Below are 16,474 nucleotides of genomic sequence, written 5' to 3'. Positions count from 1 at the left end.
CCAGCCTTCCCGCGAGTCGCATCCTAGGGTGCTCTGGGCCCTATAGTGAGACCGGCCGGGTATTTCACAACCGCCCTATACCTGCTAGCTGGGTAGGGCGGTTTTGATGAAGCGTAGCCTGTGGTTGAGTCCTGGCCAGGCCGTCACGCAGGGGCGGCGACGACTGGTCGGACATCGTCTTGCTGCCGTCGTCGAGCCCCGCACTCGAGGCCAAGCTGGCCGAATGGCGGACCTTGGCGCATTATCTGCCCACGTCGGTACCGGTCGCCGCTCTGCTAGACTGCAACCTTCGCCAAGGAGAACCCTTCTGATGCAAGTGATCGGTTTCGCCGGCTACTCGGGCAGCGGCAAGACCACGCTGGTCGAGAAGTTGATTCCGCGCTTTGTCGCGGCCGGCCTCGATGTGGCGGTGATCAAGCACACTCATCACGACGTCGACTGGGACGTGCCGGGCAAGGATAGTTACCGGCATCGTCAGGCCGGCGCCCGTCAGGTGATGCTCGCCGCCGGCCAGCGTCGCCTGCTGGTCGAAACGCTGCCGGGAAGCAACGAGTTGCCTCTGTCTGAGCATGTGGCGAGACTGGCACCATGCGACCTGGTGTTGGCCGAAGGCTTCAAGCACGCGCCGGTGCCGAAAGTGGAAGTGATCAACCACGCGCTCGGTGCGCCGCGGCTGTTTCCGGACGATCCGCGGGTGATCGCGGTGGTCGCCGATGCACCGCTCGACACCGCGCTGCCGTATTTCCAGCGCGACGACGTCGCCGCGCTGTTCGAATTTTTACTCAATTATCTGAATCACCATGTCGAACAATCCCTTCCTCACCGTTGACCAGGCGCGTGCCTGGCTGCTCGAACGGGCCCGTCCGCTGGACGGCACCGAAACCCTTGAACTACTGGCCGCCGTCGGCCGGGTGCTGGCCGAACCGGTGGTGGCGACGCTGAACGTGCCGCCGCACGACAACAGCGCGATGGACGGCTACGCGCTGGCGCTGGCCGACTTCGGCCAACCCTTGGCGGTGAGCCAGCGCATCCCGGCCGGCAGCGTGCCGGCGCCGCTGCAGGCCGGCACCGCCGCGCGCATCTTCACCGGTGCGCCGATCCCGCCGGGGGCGGATATGGTGGTGATGCAGGAGCTGGCCGAAGTTCAGGACGACGGTCGGGTGCTGCTGAAGGGCGAGCCGGAGGCAGGGCAGAACATCCGTCGTGCCGGCGAGGACATCGCCGCCGGCCAGGTGGTGCTGCAGGCCGGCCAGCGGCTCGGTCCGGCCGACCTGGGCCTCGCCGCTTCGCTCGGCGTCGCCACGCTGACGGTGCGCCAGTCGCTGACAGTGGCGGTATTCTTCACCGGCGATGAGCTGACCGAGCCGGGCCAGCCGCTCGCCGCCGGCAAGATCTACAACTCCAACCGCTACTGGCTGGTCGCGTCGCTGGCGGCGCTCGGCTGCCGGGTGATCGACCTCGGCATCGTGCCGGACGACTTCGACGCGACCCGCGCGGCGCTCGCCAAGGCGGCGACCGAGGCCGACGTGATCATCACCTGCGGCGGCGTGTCGGTCGGCGAGGAAGACCACGTCAAGGGCGCGGTCGAGACCGAGGGCGAGCTGACGTTGTGGAAGATTGCAATGAAGCCGGGCAAGCCGCTCGCCTACGGCCGAATCGGCGCCGCCGACTTCATCGGCCTGCCGGGCAACCCGGTGTCGGGCTATGTGACCTTCGAGGTGCTGGTGAAGGCGTTCCTGGCGATCCGTCAGGGCGGAGCCGCCGCCGAGGCAGTCGCAACCGAGCGCCTGCCCGCCGCGTTTAGCTGGGACAAGCCCGACGCCCGTCGCGAGGAGTTCGTGCGGGTACGCCGCGAGCTGGTCGACGGTCGCCTGCAACTGGTCAGCTACCCGAACCAGGGCTCCGGCGTGCTGACCTCGTGCGCCTGGGCCGAGGGGCTGGTGCGTCTCGCCCCGGGGCAGCGGGTAAGTCCCGGTGAGCTGCTCGACTTCCTGCCGCTGACGCGCCGCTGAGATGCCGACGGTACGCTTTGCCCGTTCGGCCGACCTCGCCATCCTGGCCGAGCTCGATGCCGAGACCGGCGACAACCTGACCGATCTGGCGCGCTTTCACGAGGTGCCGATGCCGTGGCGCTGCGGCCAGGGCACCTGCGGCACCTGTCTGGTGCGGCTGGAACACGCCGGTCAGCCGCGGCCGTTCGCGATGCGTGGCATCGAGCGCAATGTGCTGAAGCGAATTCACGGCGTCGACGCGGTGGATGTGCTCGATGCGCCGCCGACCGCACGCTTGGCCTGCCATGTCGAGGTCGGCGAGCTCCCGCTGACGGTCTGGCTGGACTGACTGCGAGAGGGATTGGAGTCGCTGCTTAGTCGAACCGCCAGTTTCTGCGGCGCTGTCTCGGTCTTCGGCAGCGCCTAGCGTCCTTGGCTACGATCTCGCCTTGGCCCTGCGCCAGCTTTTCGGTCGCACGGTCGCCTTATGGGCGGGGCTCGATCAGCCATGCGGCCGCGAGCGGGACAAAAAGCCATTTCAAGACAGGCGGGCAGGCCGCCGCGTGCCGTCGAAGCGGCTAACCGTATCCCCGCATTGCTGCTTGTCGTAAAGCTTTATAGAATAAGGCTTTCCGCATCATCTTACCGATGGTGCCCATCAGATCAAGCAACAGGGAATCACAGAAAATGCCGAGTTTCGATATCGTGTCCGAGGTGAATCAGGTTGAAGTGCGCAACGCGGTCGACCAGGCCAATAAGGAAGTCGCCACCCGTTACGATTTCAAAGGCTCGGACGCCCGCATCGAAGTGACCGAAAAGGTGCTGACGCTGTTCGCCGATGCCGAGTTCCAGCTCGACCAGGTCAAGGAGATCCTGCTGGGCAAGCTCTCGAAGCGCAGCGTCGACATCCGTTGCCTGGAATACGGCAAGCTCGAGAAGGTCAGCGGCAACAAGGTGAAGCAGGCGATCACCGTGCGGGTCGGCATCGAGACCGAGATGGCGAAGAAGCTGGTCAAGCTGATCAAGGACTCCAAGCTGAAGGTGCAGGCGAGCATTCAGGGCGACGCGGTACGCGTGTCGGGCGCCAAGCGCGACTTGCTGCAGGACTGTATCGCGCTGATGCGCAAGGAGATCACCGACTTCCCGCTGCAGTACAACAACTTCCGCGACTGAGCGCGCTGGAGACAGCCAACAAAGCGGGCCGCTTATGGCCCGCTTTTTTCATGCGTGCGCCGCGGACGTTGGCCGAGCAGCCGGCACGAGGACGGGGCGCCGTGGCGCCCCGTCCTCGTGCCGGCTGCTCGTTTACAACTTGATCAGCGTGCTCTTCAGCTCGGTGTATTTTTCCAGCGCATGCAGCGACTTGTCGCGGCCGTTGCCAGACTGCTTGAAGCCACCGAACGGGAAGTTCATGTCGCCGCCCTCGTCGTAGCAATTCACCCACACCGTGCCGGCGCGCAGCCGACGGGCCACCTGGTGGGCGGTGGTGACATTGCTGGTCCACACCGCGGCGGCCAAACCGTACTCGGTGTCGTTGGCGATGCGGATCGCTTCTTCCACGTCGCTGAAGGTGATCACCGACAGCACCGGGCCGAAGATTTCCTCGCGGGCGATGGTGGCGTCGGCGCCCACCTCGAAGGCGGTCGGCTCGATGAACAGCCCCTTGCCGCTGACCTGGGTAGCCGAGCCGCCGCACAGCAGCTTGCCGCCCTCGGTCTGGCCCTTGTCGATATAGGACAGCACCTTGTCGTACTGGAGCTGGTCGACGATCGCGCCCATGCTGGTGGCCGGATCGAGCGGGTCGGCCGGATGGTAGCCCTTGGCGGCTTTCTTCAGCTCGTCGAGGAAGCGTTCCTTGATGTCCTTATGCACCAGCACGCGTGAGCCGGCGGTGCACATCTCGCCCATATTGTAGAAGATGGCGCCGGCGGCGGTGCGCGCGGCCTTGGCGATGTCGGCGCAGTCCGACAGGATGATGTTCGGCGACTTGCCGCCCAGCTCCAGCCACACCCGCTTCAGGTTCGATTGCGCGGCGTAGCCGGCGATCAGCTTGCCCACGCCGGTCGAGCCGGTAAAGGCGACGCAGTCGATGTCGTTATGCTGCGCCAACAGCTTGCCCACTTCACCGGCACCCGGCAGCACCTGGAAGATCCCGTCCGGGATGCCTGCCTGCTTGGCCAGCGCGGCGAGGCGGATCGCGGTCAGCGGCGACTTCTCCGACGGCTTCAGGATCAGGGCGTTGCCGGCGGCCAATGCCGGGCCGAACTTCCAGCTCGCCATCAGGATAGGGAAGTTCCACGGCACCACCGCGGCCACCACGCCGATCGCCTCGCGGGTCACCAGCCCGACCAGCTTCGGGTCGACTGGCGCGACTTCGCCGCCGATCTTGTCGATCGCCTCGGCAAACCATTCCACGCAGTAGGCTGCTCCCGGCACGTCGACGCTGGTGGTGTCGCCGATCGGTTTGCCGACGTCGAGCGTCTCCAACAGCGCCAGCTCGTCGCCGTGTTCGCGGATTAGCGCGGCAAAACGCTTCAGGATGAGGCCGCGTTCGCGAGGTGCCAGCTCCGACCATTGGCCGGATTCGAAGGCGCGGCGGGCGGCCTTCACCGCCGTTTCCACTTCGGCCTCGCCACACAGCGCGATCCGAGCCAGTGTTTCGCCGTTGGCCGGATTGATGCAGTCGAAGGTGCGTCCATCCCCGGCCGTAACGTACTCGCCGTCAATGAAGGCGCGGCCTTCGATGGTGAGTTGGCCGGCAAGCTGTTTCCACTCGGCATGACTGCGTGCCATGGGTTTCTCCTTTGTGTAGTGGGTTCGGCCAACCTGCGTGGGGTGGCCGTGCTTAGAACGTGGGTGGCGAGCTGGCGCTGACGATCTCGCAGACGCTGTCGCCGACATTGCGGAATCGATGCGGCAATTTGCTGTCGAAGTAGTACGAGTCGCCTGGGCCGAGCACGCGGGTTTCGTTATTGACGGTGACCTCGATCTGACCGGCGATCACCACGCCGCCTTCCTGACCTTCGTGCAGCAGCATGTCCGGGCCGGTGTCGGCGCCCGGTTCGTAGAGCTCGCGCAGGATGGCGATATCACGATGCTCGTGCGCAGTGCCCACCAGCAACAGCTGAATCTGCTCGTTGCCTAGATTGGGCAGCTCGCTCGCCTCGTAGAAGGCGCGTTGCGGCTGCGGCTCGACGTCGAACGTGAAGAACTCGGCCAGCGTCATCGGCAGGCCTTCTATCACTTTCTTCAGCGAGCTGATCGACGGGCTCACCCGGTTCTGTTCGATGAGCGAGATGGTCCCGTTAGTCACGCCAGCCCGTTTGGCCAGCTCGCGCTGGGACAAGCCGAAGCGGTCCCGCACCATCCTGAGTCGTGCGCCGACATCCATTGTTGCCATATCCGTTCGGTTGTTAAGAATATTAAACCACAAGTGATGAGGATTTTGACCACCTTTTACCGTGCGTGTTGCGGTGCAAAATGAAAATTTCTTTGCTTCACGGGGATTTTATAGTCAAAATCAGATGAAGGTCACAAGCGAAATGTGAATTTTATTAAACGACAGTCGCTTGATGTACCACTACATACGCAGAGGAGACCGCTATGTTAATCGGCGTACCGAAGGAGATCAAAAATCATGAATACCGGGTCGGGTTGACCCCTTCCGGTGTTCGTGAATTGGTCGCACGTGGCCATAAGGTACTGGTGCAGACCCAGGCAGGGTTAGCCATCGGTTTTGCCGACGAACATTATCTGCAAGCGGGCGCCACGATCGCCTCGACCGCCGAAGACGTGTTCGAGCACGCCGAGATGATCATCAAGGTCAAGGAGCCGCAGCCGGTCGAATGCCGGATGCTGCATCTGGGCCAACTCCTCTTTACTTATCTGCATCTCGCTCCCGATCCGGAGCAGGCCAAGCTATTGATCGAATCCGGCGCGATCGCGATCGGCTACGAGACCGTCACCGACGAGAAGGGCGGCCTGCCACTGTTGGCACCGATGTCAGAAGTGGCGGGGCGGATGGCGATTCAGGCCGGTGCGCATGCGCTGGAAAACGCGCAGGGCGGTCGCGGCATGCTGCTCGGCGGCGTGCCGGGGGTGCTGCCGGCGCGCGTGGCGGTGATTGGTGCCGGCGTGGTCGGCGTCAACGCGGCGCGGATGGCGCTGGGCCTCGGCGCCGACGTCACGATTCTCGACAAGTCGCTGCCACGCCTGAGAGAGATCGACCTGCTGTTCGACGGGCGGATCAAGACGCAGGTGTCGAGCGCCGCCAATATCGACGACGTCCTCCGCGTGGCCGACCTGGTAGTCGGTGCGGTGCTGATCCCTGGCGCAGCGGCGCCGAAGCTGGTCACCCGTGCGATGCTCAAGACGATGAAGGCCGGCGCGGTGCTGGTCGACGTGGCGATCGACCAGGGCGGTTGCTTCGAAACCAGCCGGCCGACCACCCACCAGAACCCGACCTACGTGGTCGATGGCATCGTCCACTACTGCGTGGCGAATATGCCCGGCGGCGTGGCGCGCACCTCGACGCTGGCGCTGGCCAACGCCACCTTGCCATACACGCTGGAGCTGGCCGACAAGGGCTGGCAAAAGGCGCTGCTCGACAACGCCCACCTGCGCAACGGTCTGAATATCTGTCGCGGCAAGGTGACCTATCCGGCGGTCGCCCAGGCGCTCGGCTATCCCTTTGTTGACCCGATCGAAGCGATCAAGGCTTCGTCTTAACCCGTACACGAGAGACATCATGCAGCGCCCCATCATCGGCATTCCCTGTGACATCAAACCGGTTGGCAAACTGCCGTTCCATGCGGTCGGCGAGAAGTACATCAAGGCGGCAGTCGGCGGCGCCGGCGGCGTAGCGCTGCTGATTCCGGCGCTGGGCGACGAGTCGCCGATCGACGACATCCTCGATATCGTCGACGGCATCCTGCTGCCGGGCTCGCTCTCCAATGTCGAACCGCATCACTACCAGGGTCTGGCCAGCCGGCCCGGCACTCTGCACGACCCGGCGCGCGACGCCACCACGCTGCCCTTGATCGTACGCCTGGTCGAAGCCGGCGTGCCGCTATTGGGCATCTGCCGCGGCTTCCAGGAGATCAATGTGGCGTTCGGAGGCGAGCTGTTCCAGCACGTGCAGGAGGAGGACGGCAAGCGCGACCACCGTGAGCCGGAAGTCGACGACGTCGACGCGATGTACGCGCCGGCACACCCGGTGAAGTTGGCCGAAGGCGGCCTGCTGAAGAGCTGGCTCGGCCAGGACGAGGTAACGGTCAACTCACTGCACCAGCAGGGCATCAAGCGATTGGCCGAAGCCCTCGAGGCCGAAGCGGTGGCCGACGACGGCCTGGTCGAGGCCTACCGGGTGCGCGAGGCCCAGAATTTTGCCTTCGCGGTGCAATGGCACCCGGAGTGGAAGTATCAGAGCAACCCCGTATCACAGGCAATTTTCAGCGCGTTCGGTGACGCTTGCCGAGCACGCCGTGCCCGTCGCAGCCGTTAAGTCGGCCGCGGTGACGCACACGTCAGAGCCGGACGGTTACCGGCCGGAAATAGAGGAAAACTTGGTATGAACAACGAAATCTTTGAATGGCTGCGTGAGCATCGCATCACCGAGGTGGAGTGCATCCTGCCTGATATGACGGGGGTGGCTCGCGGCAAGATCATTCCCAAGGACAAGTTCGAGTCCGAACCGGAAATGCGTCTTCCGGAAGCGGTGCTGATCCAGACGGTGACCGGGGACTACCCGGACGACAGCATGCTCGACCTGACCGACCCGGACATGGTGCTGGTGCCCGACCCGAATTCGCTGCGCTTCGTGCCGTGGGCGGCCGACCCGACCGCGCAGTTGATCTTCGACTGCTTCCGTGCCGACGGCACCGCCGTCGAGACCGCACCGCGCAACGTGCTGCGCCGCGTGCTGGCGTTGTACGAAGAGCGCGGCTGGGAGCCGGTGATCGCACCGGAGATGGAATTCTACCTGTTGTCGCCGAACCCGGATCCGGACATCCCGCTGGCCCCGCCGATCGGCCGTACCGGCCGTGCCGAGTTCGGCCGACGTTCCTACGCGATCGACGCGGTGAACGAGTTCGACCCGCTGTTCGAGGACATCTACGACTACTGTCACGCCCAGAACCTGGAAGTCGACACGCTGATTCACGAAATCGGCACCGCGCAGATGGAGATCAACTTCCTGCACGGCAACCCGATGGATCTGGCCGACCAGGTGTTCCTGTTCAAGCGCACCGTGCGCGAGGCCGCGTTCCGCCACAATATGTACGCCACCTTCATGGCCAAGCCGATGGAAGGCGAGCCGGGCAGTGCGATGCACATGCACCAGAGCGTGATCGATCGCAAGACCGGCCAGAACATCTTCAGCAATGAAGACGGCACCCCATCCGAGCACTTCTTCCACTACATCGGCGGTCTGCAGAAATACCTGCCGAGCGCGATGCCGTTCTTCGCCCCGTATGTGAACTCGTACCGCCGGCTGACCCGTTACACCGCGGCGCCGACCAATGTCGAGTGGGGCTATGACAATCGCACCGTCGGGTTGCGTGTGCCGCACTCGTCGCCGGCCGGCCGTCGCGTGGAAAACCGCGTGCCGGGCGTGGACGTGAACCCGTACATCGCGATGGCCGCGACGCTGGCCTGCGGCTATCTGGGGATGGCCAACCAGATCGGCTGCTCCGAGCCGATGCAGACCAACGCCTACGAGCTGCCGTACCAGTTCCCGTCGACAGCCGAGGAGTCGCTCGACAAGCTGCGCACCTGCCCGGAGTTGGCCGAAGTGATGGGCCCGCGCTTCGTCGAGATGTACCTCGGTGTGAAAGAGAAGGAGAACGCCGAGTACTTCCGCGTGATCAGCCCGTGGGAGCGCAAGTTCCTGCTGCTGCACGTCTAAGCGGGTAAAGCTAGCCATATAAAAAGGAGAGCAACTTGGCCGAACGCGTTCGGTCAAGTTGTCCCGGCCTGGCCGGGGATAACAAAGAGGAACCATCATGACCCAACGGACTACCGCGCAATGGCGCGAACTGGACGCGGCTCACCACCTCCATCCGTTCTCCGACACCAAGTCGCTGAACGAGCAGGGCGCCCGTGTCATCACTCACGCCGACGGCATCTACCTGTGGGATTCCGAAGGCAACAAGATCATCGACGGCATGGCAGGCCTCTGGTGCGTCAACATCGGCTACGGTCGCAAAGACCTGGCGGAAGTCGCCAAGCACCAGATCGAAGAGCTGGCCTATTACAACACCTTCTTCAAGACCACCCACCCGGCGGTGGTGGAGTTGTCGACGCTGTTGGCCGAGGTGGCTCCGGCCGGTTTCGAGCACGTGTTCTACACCAACTCCGGTTCCGAGTCGGTCGACACGATGATCCGCATGGTGCGCCGCTACTGGGACATCCAGGGCCAGCCGCAGAAGAAGACGCTGATCGGCCGCTGGAACGGCTATCACGGCTCGACCATCGGCGGCGCCAGCCTCGGCGGCATGAGCTATATGCACGAGCAGGGTGACCTGCCGATCCCGGGCATCGTCCACGTCGAGCAGCCGTGGTGGTATAAGCACGGCAAGGACATGACGCCGGAAGAATTCGGCGTGCAGGCGGCGCGCTGGATCGAGGACAAGATCCTCGAGATCGGGCCGGACAAGGTCGCCGCCTTCGTCGGCGAACCGATCCAGGGCGCCGGCGGCGTGATCATCCCGCCGTCGACCTACTGGCCGGAAGTGCAGCGCATCTGCCAGAAGTACGACATCCTGCTGGTCGCCGACGAGGTGATCTGCGGCTTCGGTCGTACCGGTGAATGGTTCGGCCAGGAACAGTTCGGCTTCACGCCGGACATCTTCACGACCGCCAAGGGCCTGTCGTCGGGCTATCTGCCGATCGGCGCGGTGTTCGTCGGCCCGCGCGTGGCCGAAGGGCTGATGGCCGGCGGTGACTTCAACCACGGTTTCACCTACTCGGGCCACCCGGTGGCGGCCGCCGTCGCCCGCGCCAACGTCGCCGCACTGCGCGATGAGGGCATCGTCGCGGCGGTGAAGAACGACACCGGCCCGTATATGCAGAAGCGCTGGCGCGAGGTGTTCGGCCAGTTCGAGCATGTCGACGACGTGCGCGGCGTCGGCCTGATCCAGGCGTTCACCCTGGTGAAGAACAAGCAGACCCGCGAACTGTTCCCGAACTGGGGCGAAATCGGCACACTGTGTCGCGACATCTTCTTCAAGCACAACCTGATCATGCGCGCCTGCGGCGATCACATCGTCGCCGCGCCGCCGCTGGTGATCAGCAAGGAAGAGATCGACCGGCTGCTCATTGTTGCCGCCGACTGCCTGCGCGAATTCGAACAGGCGTTGAAAGACAAGGGTTTGGTGTAATCGTCAATAGCTTGCTTGCAGCTGTACTAACGGGCCTGATAGATTCGGGCCCGTTTTTTATTCATGATCTGCACGCTCATGCCGATATGCACGTTATCAGCATGAGTTAACAAATCATGCCGGCGACTTCACTCAACGATCGGGGCGGTACATGTTTGTAGGAATCGGTTACGTCATCATCCTCGCGGCAGTGTTCGGTAGCTATGTTGCCGGTGGCGGCCATCTCGGCGCGCTGCTTCAGCCACTCGAGTTTCTGATGATCGGCGGCGCAGCGTTCGGTGCCTTCCTGGCCACCAACGGCGGCCCAGCGCTCAAGTCGGTGCTCGCGGCGTTGCCGTCGGTGTTCAAGGGGCCGAAGTACAACAAGGCGGTGTACATGGAACTGTTCGCCCTGTTGTTCGAGATCCTCACCAAGGTGCGCAAGGAAGGCCTGATGTCGATCGAGATGGACGTCGACGCGCCGGAGAATAGCCCGATCTTCAGCAAATACCCGACCATTCTGGCCGACCACCACCTGGTCGAGTTCATGACCGATTACCTGCGCCTGATGGTCGGCGGCAACCTGAATGCCTTCGAGATCGAAAACCTGATGGATGTGGAGATCGATACCCACCACCACGAGGGCGACGTACCGGTGACCGCGGTGCGCAACCTCGCCGATGCGATGCCGGCCTTCGGTATCGTGGCCGCGGTGATGGGCGTGGTGCACACCATGGAATCGGTCGGCTTGCCGCCGGAAGAGCTGGGCATCCTGATCGCCCGCGCGCTGGTCGGTACCTTCCTGGGTATTCTGCTCGGCTACGGCTTTATCGGCCCGATCGCCGCTATTCTGTCGCATCGCCACGCAGACCAGACCCGCATCCTGCAGACCATCAAAGTCACGTTGCTTGCCAGCATCAACGGCTACGCCCCGCAGGTGGCCGTCGAGTTTGGCCGCAAGGCGCTGGCCTCGGCGGACCGCCCGGCCTTCGCCGAGCTGGAAGACCACGTCAAACAGTCGAAAAACCGTTAATCAGAGAAATGTGCAGTCATGGCTGACGAATCGCAGCGCCCCATTATCGTCAAACGCATCAAGAAGGGCGGCCACGCGCACCACGGCGGCGCCTGGAAGCTGGCCTATGCCGACTTCGTGACTGCGATGATGGCGTTCTTCCTGCTGATGTGGCTGCTGGGCTCGGTGTCCCAGGGTACGCTGAAGGGGATTGCCGACTACTTCAAGATGCCGATCAAGGTCGCCCTGATGGGTGGCAACAGCCCCGGCCAGTCCACCAGCGTGCTGAAGGGCGGCGGCACCGACCTCAGTCGCCAGGCCGGCCAGGTGCGCCGCTCGCCGTTCGAGGAGCAGGAGCGCGAGAAGGTCCGTCTCGAGCAGCTGGAACACAGTCTGCAGAACAAGATCGAGAACAACCCGCTGCTCAAGGAGTACAAGGACCAGGTCAAGCTGGAGATGACGCCGGAAGGTCTGCGTATCCAGATCATCGACGAGAAGAACCGGCCGATGTTCGACAGCGGCAGCTACCAGCTGTTGCCGCAGACCAAGGCGATCCTGGCTGCGCTGGCCAAGGACCTGCCGCAGGTCAGCAACCACCTGAGCATCTCCGGTCACACCGACGCGCGGCCGTACGCCGGCGGTTCGGGCGGCTACAGCAACTGGGAGCTGTCGGCTGACCGTGCCAACGCGGCACGACGCGAGTTGCTGACGGGGGGGGTGCCACCCGACCAGGTTCTGCGCGTGGTCGGCCTGGCGGCGGCCAATCCGCTTAACCGCCAGAACGTGTTCAGCGCGGAAAACCGCCGCATCACCATCATGGTGCTGAACAAGGAGACCGAGCAGAAGATCCTCGCCGCCGGAGTATCGGTGGACTCGACCGGTACAGTGACCAGCGCCCCCGTGGCACCGGCGACAACGGCAGCCATCGCTGCCGCCGCCAAGCCGGCGACCAAGTAAGCGGCGGGGCGCGCGATGCGTTGGCTCAAGCCCTGTCTGATCCAGCTCGCCGCCGCACTGCTTGCGTGGTTCTGGATCGCGCCGGCGGTTGAACCGCTCGCTTGGGCGGGGCTGCAGGGTTTCTTTGCCGTGCTGCTTGCCTGGCTGACTCGGGAGCGTGGTTGGCGTCTGCTGCTCCACGCCGGCTTTTGTCCGGCGTTGCTGGTATTGCAGCAGGCCGGCCTGCCGAGCTGGCTGTACCTGGTGCTGGCGCTGCTGCTGATCGGCCTGGCCCGCAACGCGGCAACCGAGTCGGTGCCGTTCTATCGTTCTTCTGCCACCGCGGTAGAAGCGGTCGTAGGACAGTTGCCGCCCGGCGCCCATCTGCTCGAAGCCGGTTGTGCTGACGCACGCTTCGCGCTGGCGCTGGCGGCAGCGCGGCCGGACCTGTCCATCACCGCCTGTGAAAACGCGCTGTTGGCGTGGGCTTGGGCGCGCTTGCGCTGGTGGAGGGCGAGGCGCCCGGCCAATGTGCGCATCGTCTACGCCAGCCTCTGGTCGCTCGACTGGCGGGCGTTCGACGCGGTGTACACCTTTCTGTCGCCGGCGCCGATGGCGCGGGTCTGGCAACAGTTTCAACGGCAGGGGCGACCGGGAAGCCTGCTGTTGAGCAATACCTTTACCGTCCCCGGCGTTGTGCCGACTGCGACCGTGCCGCTTGGCGGGCCGTTGCAGCAGGCCTTGCTGATCTGGAACCACCCCCATGAACGCATCTGACTGGCTGCAATCCCTGTCGTCACAACGTTGGCCGATATTGCCCGCTTCGCGTCAGGCGCTGGACGGGCTGGACAAGCAGCATCTCGACCTGATCTATTTCGGCGATCTGGCCAACCTCTGCCTGTCTGACCCCCTGTTATTGCTCGACCTGTTGCGGGCGGTATCCGGCTCACGCGCGCTCAACCGCGACGATGCGACACTGTCGGTGGAATCGGTGCTGCTGATGGCGGGTCTCGACGGCGTGCTCGGGCGCTTCCGCGATCTGCCGGCCATCGCGGTGCCGGCGACGCTCGACGCTGGGCGCTTCGATCTGCTGGCAGACTGGTTGGGGCGAGCGCGGATCGGTGCGTACCTGGCCAAGGAGTGGTTGTCGCTGGCCGACGCGGTACGGGTGGAGGATGTGTATCTGGCCGCGCTGATCTACAACCTGCCGGCCTGCCTGTTCATCAAGACGCAGCAGCCGCTGCCGGACGAGCCGCTGCTCGAGCAGATCGAAGCGGCCTTTGAGACCTCTTACAGCCAGCTGGTGCAGCAGTTCGTCGAGACGCTGCCACTGCCAGCGGCGCTGTTGCCTTTGCTCGAGGAAGCTGGCGGCGACGCACGCCGCAACTTGCTGCAGCTGGCGATCGAGACCGCCAACACGCTGGAGCAGGGTTGGTGGCAGCCCGGCTGGAACAGCCGACTGGCAACGGTGGCTGCAGAAATCAACGTGAGCCACGAGCGGGTCTATCAGACGGTCGTGCAGGCGACGCTGACGGTGGCGCGCCACGCGCGGGCACCGGGCTACGCCAACCCGGCGCGCTGCCTGTTGGCATCGCCGCCGTTGGCGCCGAGCAGCCCGACCCCGGTCGAAGACCGCTTACCGCCGGAGCTGCTCGACGCGGTACTGCGCGAGTCGATCCGGCATCTGGCCAACGATCTTAAATTCGAGCGTGTGCTGTTTTTGCGGTACGATCAGCCCAGCCATTCGCTCAAGCTGCGCTATCGGCTCGGCCTCCTGGACGGGCATCCGCTCGAAAAGCGGCTGGTCCCGCTACCGCCGAAGTCGTTCTTCGGCAAGCTTTGCGATAAGCCGCAGAGCATTCATGTTCAGGCCGCCGTCGCCGCAATGCTGGCGCAGCGCGAACCCGCCGGCTTTGTCGAGCTGGCCGGTGCGCACGAGTTTGCCGCGATGGCGCTGTTTGCCGGCCCGACGCTTGCCGGCGTGTTTTATGTGGACAACGCCCGCTCGGGGCGGCCGATCGACGAGAGCTGTTACCAGCGTTTCAAGGCTCTGGTCGCTGAGGCAACCCGGCCCCGCTGATAGATGCCGATCAAGACGATTACCTCCGCCCAGAACAACGACCTGAAAGATCTTTCCCGCCTGCTCCAGAATGCCCGCGACCGTCGCAAGTCCGGGTTGATGGTGCTGGAGGGTATACACCTCGCTACCGCCTGCCTCGAGGTCGGCGGTGAGCTGACCACGCTCTACATCAACGAAGCCGCCGCTACCCATCCGGAAATCGTCGCGCTGGTCGCGACCTTGGCCGAACGGGTGACGGTGTCGTACATCGCTCCAGGGGTGTTTGCCAAGGTGACCGCGCTTGCTAGTGCGCCGGAGCTGCTGGCGCTGGCGCGCCGCCCGAAGCCCGACCGGCCTGCGCCCGATGCCTCGCTGTTGCTACTCGAAGACATCCAGGATCCCGGCAATCTCGGCACCATTCTGCGCAGCGCCGCGGCCTCTGGCGTGAGCGAGGTGTTCCTGTCCAAGGGCTGCGTCGACGTGTATTCGCCCAAGGTGCTGCGTGCCGGGATGGGGGCGCACTTCGTGCTGAGACTACACGAGGCGGCCGACCTCGAGGCCGTGTTGCAAGATTTTTCCGGCTGCAAGCTGGTGACCGCGCTCGATGGCGCGGTGTCACTGTATCGGCAGGACCTGACCGGCCCGGTGGCTTTCGTGTTCGGGAACGAAGGCAGCGGCGTCTCCGCGGCGCTGCAGGCGCTGGCGCCGGCGCGGGTGATGATCCCGATGCCGGGGCAGGCCGAATCGCTGAATGTCGCGATGGCGGCAACGGTGTGCCTGTTCGAGCGGGTGCGCCAGTTGGAAGTCCGAGCCGGCGATTAGTTTGTATACATACGTAGTTGTACGAATAGTGACGGCATGAAAGCCTCGCTATCATGACGTTGTGCTTGACGTCCGCGACACGCACTACAGCCTGCCATTTCTCCTTCTGGAGGCTGGCTGTACTTCCCCGATACTCCTGTGCCCTCCCTCCCCGGAGGGCTCTTTTTTTCGCGTTTGTCGCGTGCTAGCTTGGCAGAAACGGTTGGTCGGCTGAGCGATCAGGCAATTCCCCACCAAATTGCTCAACAATTGCTGCCGGGACCTGGTTAAGCCGTTACAATCTTAACTAGGAGATAATTAGAGCGAGAGATGGAGCCGGCGATGTTAATGGACCGCTTCGGACGCACGATCGAATACATACGGCTGTCGGTGACCGACCGCTGCGATTTGCGCTGCAGCTACTGTATGCCCAAAGGGTTCAAGGGCTTCGAAGAGCCGGAGAACTGGTTGACCTTCGACGAGATCGAGCGGGTGATCAGTGCGTTTACCCAGCTGGGCACGCGGCGGGTGCGGCTGACCGGCGGCGAGCCGCTGCTGCGCCGCAATCTGCCGGAGTTGGCGGCGCGCTTGTCGGCGCTGCCGGGCCTGGACGACCTGTCGCTTAGCTCCAACGCCACCCAACTGGGCAAATACGCCGAGGCGTTGCACAACGCCGGGGTGCGCCGCCTCAATATCAGCCTGGATTCGCTGCGTCGCGACTGTGTTCACGAGCTGACCGGCAGCGACAGTCTGCCGCGGGTGATGGAAGGATTGATGGCCGCCAAGGCTGCCGGCTTTGCGCCGATCAAGATCAATATGGTGGCGATGAAGGACGTCAACGACGGCGACATCGAGGCGATGGTGGCGTTCTGTATTGAGCACGGTTTCGTGCTGCGCCTGATCGAGGCGATGCCGATGGGCGATACCGGCCGCGCGGCGCACTTCCTCGACCTTCAGCCGGTGCTGGCGCGGCTGCAGCAGCAGTTTGCGCTGGTGCCGCAGACGGCGGATCTGGGCGGCGGTCCGGCACGCTACTGGGCTACGCCGGACGGCCGTTTCACCCTCGGCCTGATCACGCCAATCTCTCAGCACTTCTGTGCCACCTGTAATCGCGTCCGGCTGTCGGTGGACGGTACCCTGTATATGTGTTTGGGCCAGGAAGAGCGTTTCGAGTTGCGCCCGCTGCTGCGCGCCGGCTGCAGCGATGCCGAGCTGGAGGCAGCGATCCGCGAGGCAATCGAGCTCAAGCCCGAGAAGCACGAGTTCCGCGAGCGGCCGGGCAAGATCGTCCGCATCATGTCGATGACCGGCGGCTGAG

The 16,474-nt window shown here is 64.2% G+C and carries 16 protein-coding genes; 14 read left to right on the top strand and 2 right to left on the bottom strand.

From position 1 onward, the window contains the following. The first annotated feature begins 310 nt into the window (after nucleotides 1-310). The 4 genes from mobB (at nucleotide 311) to ACZ2IA_RS02085 (ending at nucleotide 3,164) form a co-directional block, all read left to right on the top strand. On the top strand, nucleotides 311-829 hold the full coding sequence (gene mobB / locus ACZ2IA_RS02100) for a molybdopterin-guanine dinucleotide biosynthesis protein B (protein WP_470290909.1): 519 nt from the start codon (nucleotides 311-313) through the stop codon (nucleotides 827-829). Next, nucleotides 801-2,012 (top strand): molybdopterin molybdotransferase MoeA, encoded by a 1,212-nt coding sequence (locus ACZ2IA_RS02095; RefSeq protein ID WP_470290908.1) that lies wholly within the window; start codon nucleotides 801-803, stop codon nucleotides 2,010-2,012. The genes mobB and ACZ2IA_RS02095 overlap by 29 nt, the downstream gene beginning before the upstream one ends. 1 nt (nucleotide 2,013) lies before the next feature. After that, a complete protein-coding gene (locus tag ACZ2IA_RS02090; RefSeq protein WP_470290907.1) occupies nucleotides 2,014-2,340 on the top strand; it encodes a 2Fe-2S iron-sulfur cluster-binding protein in 327 nt (108 codons plus the stop codon). Between the two features lie 338 nt (nucleotides 2,341-2,678). Beyond that, nucleotides 2,679-3,164 carry a YajQ family cyclic di-GMP-binding protein gene (locus ACZ2IA_RS02085; protein ID WP_470290906.1) on the top strand — a complete coding sequence of 162 codons (486 nt, stop codon included), beginning with the start codon at nucleotides 2,679-2,681 and terminating at the stop codon, nucleotides 3,162-3,164. 132 nt (nucleotides 3,165-3,296) lie between these two features. Here the strand turns inward: ACZ2IA_RS02085 and ACZ2IA_RS02080 are convergent, their stop codons facing one another. After that, nucleotides 3,297-4,784, bottom strand: a complete 1,488-nt coding sequence (locus ACZ2IA_RS02080; RefSeq protein WP_470290905.1) for an aldehyde dehydrogenase — start codon at nucleotides 4,782-4,784, stop codon at nucleotides 3,297-3,299. Nucleotides 4,785-4,836: 52 nt separating this feature from the next. Continuing rightward, on the bottom strand, nucleotides 4,837-5,391 hold the full coding sequence (locus ACZ2IA_RS02075; RefSeq protein WP_470290904.1) for a cupin domain-containing protein: 555 nt from the start codon (nucleotides 5,389-5,391) through the stop codon (nucleotides 4,837-4,839). 203 nt (nucleotides 5,392-5,594) lie between these two features. Here ACZ2IA_RS02075 and ald point away from each other — a divergent pair, with 203 nt between their 5' ends. The 10 genes from ald to moaA all read left to right on the top strand — a co-directional run bounded on the left by ald (nucleotide 5,595) and on the right by moaA (nucleotide 16,473). Then, nucleotides 5,595-6,719, top strand: a complete 1,125-nt coding sequence (gene ald, locus ACZ2IA_RS02070) for an alanine dehydrogenase (RefSeq protein WP_470290903.1) — start codon at nucleotides 5,595-5,597, stop codon at nucleotides 6,717-6,719. Between the two features lie 19 nt (nucleotides 6,720-6,738). Continuing rightward, nucleotides 6,739-7,494, top strand: a complete 756-nt coding sequence (locus tag ACZ2IA_RS02065) for a gamma-glutamyl-gamma-aminobutyrate hydrolase family protein (protein ID WP_470290902.1) — start codon at nucleotides 6,739-6,741, stop codon at nucleotides 7,492-7,494. A gap of 66 nt (nucleotides 7,495-7,560) precedes the next feature. Continuing rightward, on the top strand, nucleotides 7,561-8,895 hold the full coding sequence (locus ACZ2IA_RS02060) for a glutamine synthetase family protein (RefSeq protein ID WP_470290901.1): 1,335 nt from the start codon (nucleotides 7,561-7,563) through the stop codon (nucleotides 8,893-8,895). 94 nt (nucleotides 8,896-8,989) lie between these two features. Beyond that, nucleotides 8,990-10,369, top strand: coding sequence for an aspartate aminotransferase family protein (locus tag ACZ2IA_RS02055; RefSeq protein ID WP_470291162.1), 1,380 nt, complete (start codon nucleotides 8,990-8,992; stop codon nucleotides 10,367-10,369). Nucleotides 10,370-10,520: 151 nt separating this feature from the next. Then, nucleotides 10,521-11,381 (top strand): flagellar motor stator protein MotA, encoded by an 861-nt coding sequence (gene motA, locus ACZ2IA_RS02050; protein ID WP_470290900.1) that lies wholly within the window; start codon nucleotides 10,521-10,523, stop codon nucleotides 11,379-11,381. Nucleotides 11,382-11,399: 18 nt separating this feature from the next. Continuing rightward, nucleotides 11,400-12,317: a flagellar motor protein MotB gene (gene motB, locus ACZ2IA_RS02045; protein WP_470290899.1), complete on the top strand. Its 918-nt coding sequence runs from the start codon at nucleotides 11,400-11,402 to the stop codon at nucleotides 12,315-12,317. Between the two features lie 15 nt (nucleotides 12,318-12,332). Next, the gene (locus tag ACZ2IA_RS02040; protein WP_470290898.1) at nucleotides 12,333-13,073 is read left to right on the top strand and encodes an SAM-dependent methyltransferase; all 741 of its coding nucleotides are present in this window, start codon (nucleotides 12,333-12,335) and stop codon (nucleotides 13,071-13,073) included. Continuing rightward, the gene (locus tag ACZ2IA_RS02035) at nucleotides 13,060-14,376 is read left to right on the top strand and encodes a histidine kinase (RefSeq protein ID WP_470290897.1); all 1,317 of its coding nucleotides are present in this window, start codon (nucleotides 13,060-13,062) and stop codon (nucleotides 14,374-14,376) included. The genes ACZ2IA_RS02040 and ACZ2IA_RS02035 overlap by 14 nt, the downstream gene beginning before the upstream one ends. 3 nt (nucleotides 14,377-14,379) lie before the next feature. Then, on the top strand, nucleotides 14,380-15,177 hold the full coding sequence (locus ACZ2IA_RS02030) for a TrmH family RNA methyltransferase (protein ID WP_470290896.1): 798 nt from the start codon (nucleotides 14,380-14,382) through the stop codon (nucleotides 15,175-15,177). A 321-nt stretch (nucleotides 15,178-15,498) separates the two neighbouring features. Next, complete coding sequence (gene moaA / locus ACZ2IA_RS02025) at nucleotides 15,499-16,473, top strand: GTP 3',8-cyclase MoaA (protein WP_470290895.1); 975 nt, start codon at nucleotides 15,499-15,501, stop codon at nucleotides 16,471-16,473. Nucleotide 16,474 lies beyond the last annotated feature (1 nt).

Source organism: Crenobacter sp. CS_VA4 (assembly GCF_055597485.1).
The sequence above is the reverse complement of the archived record's forward strand: the minus strand, read 5'-3'. Positions and strand labels throughout refer to the sequence as shown.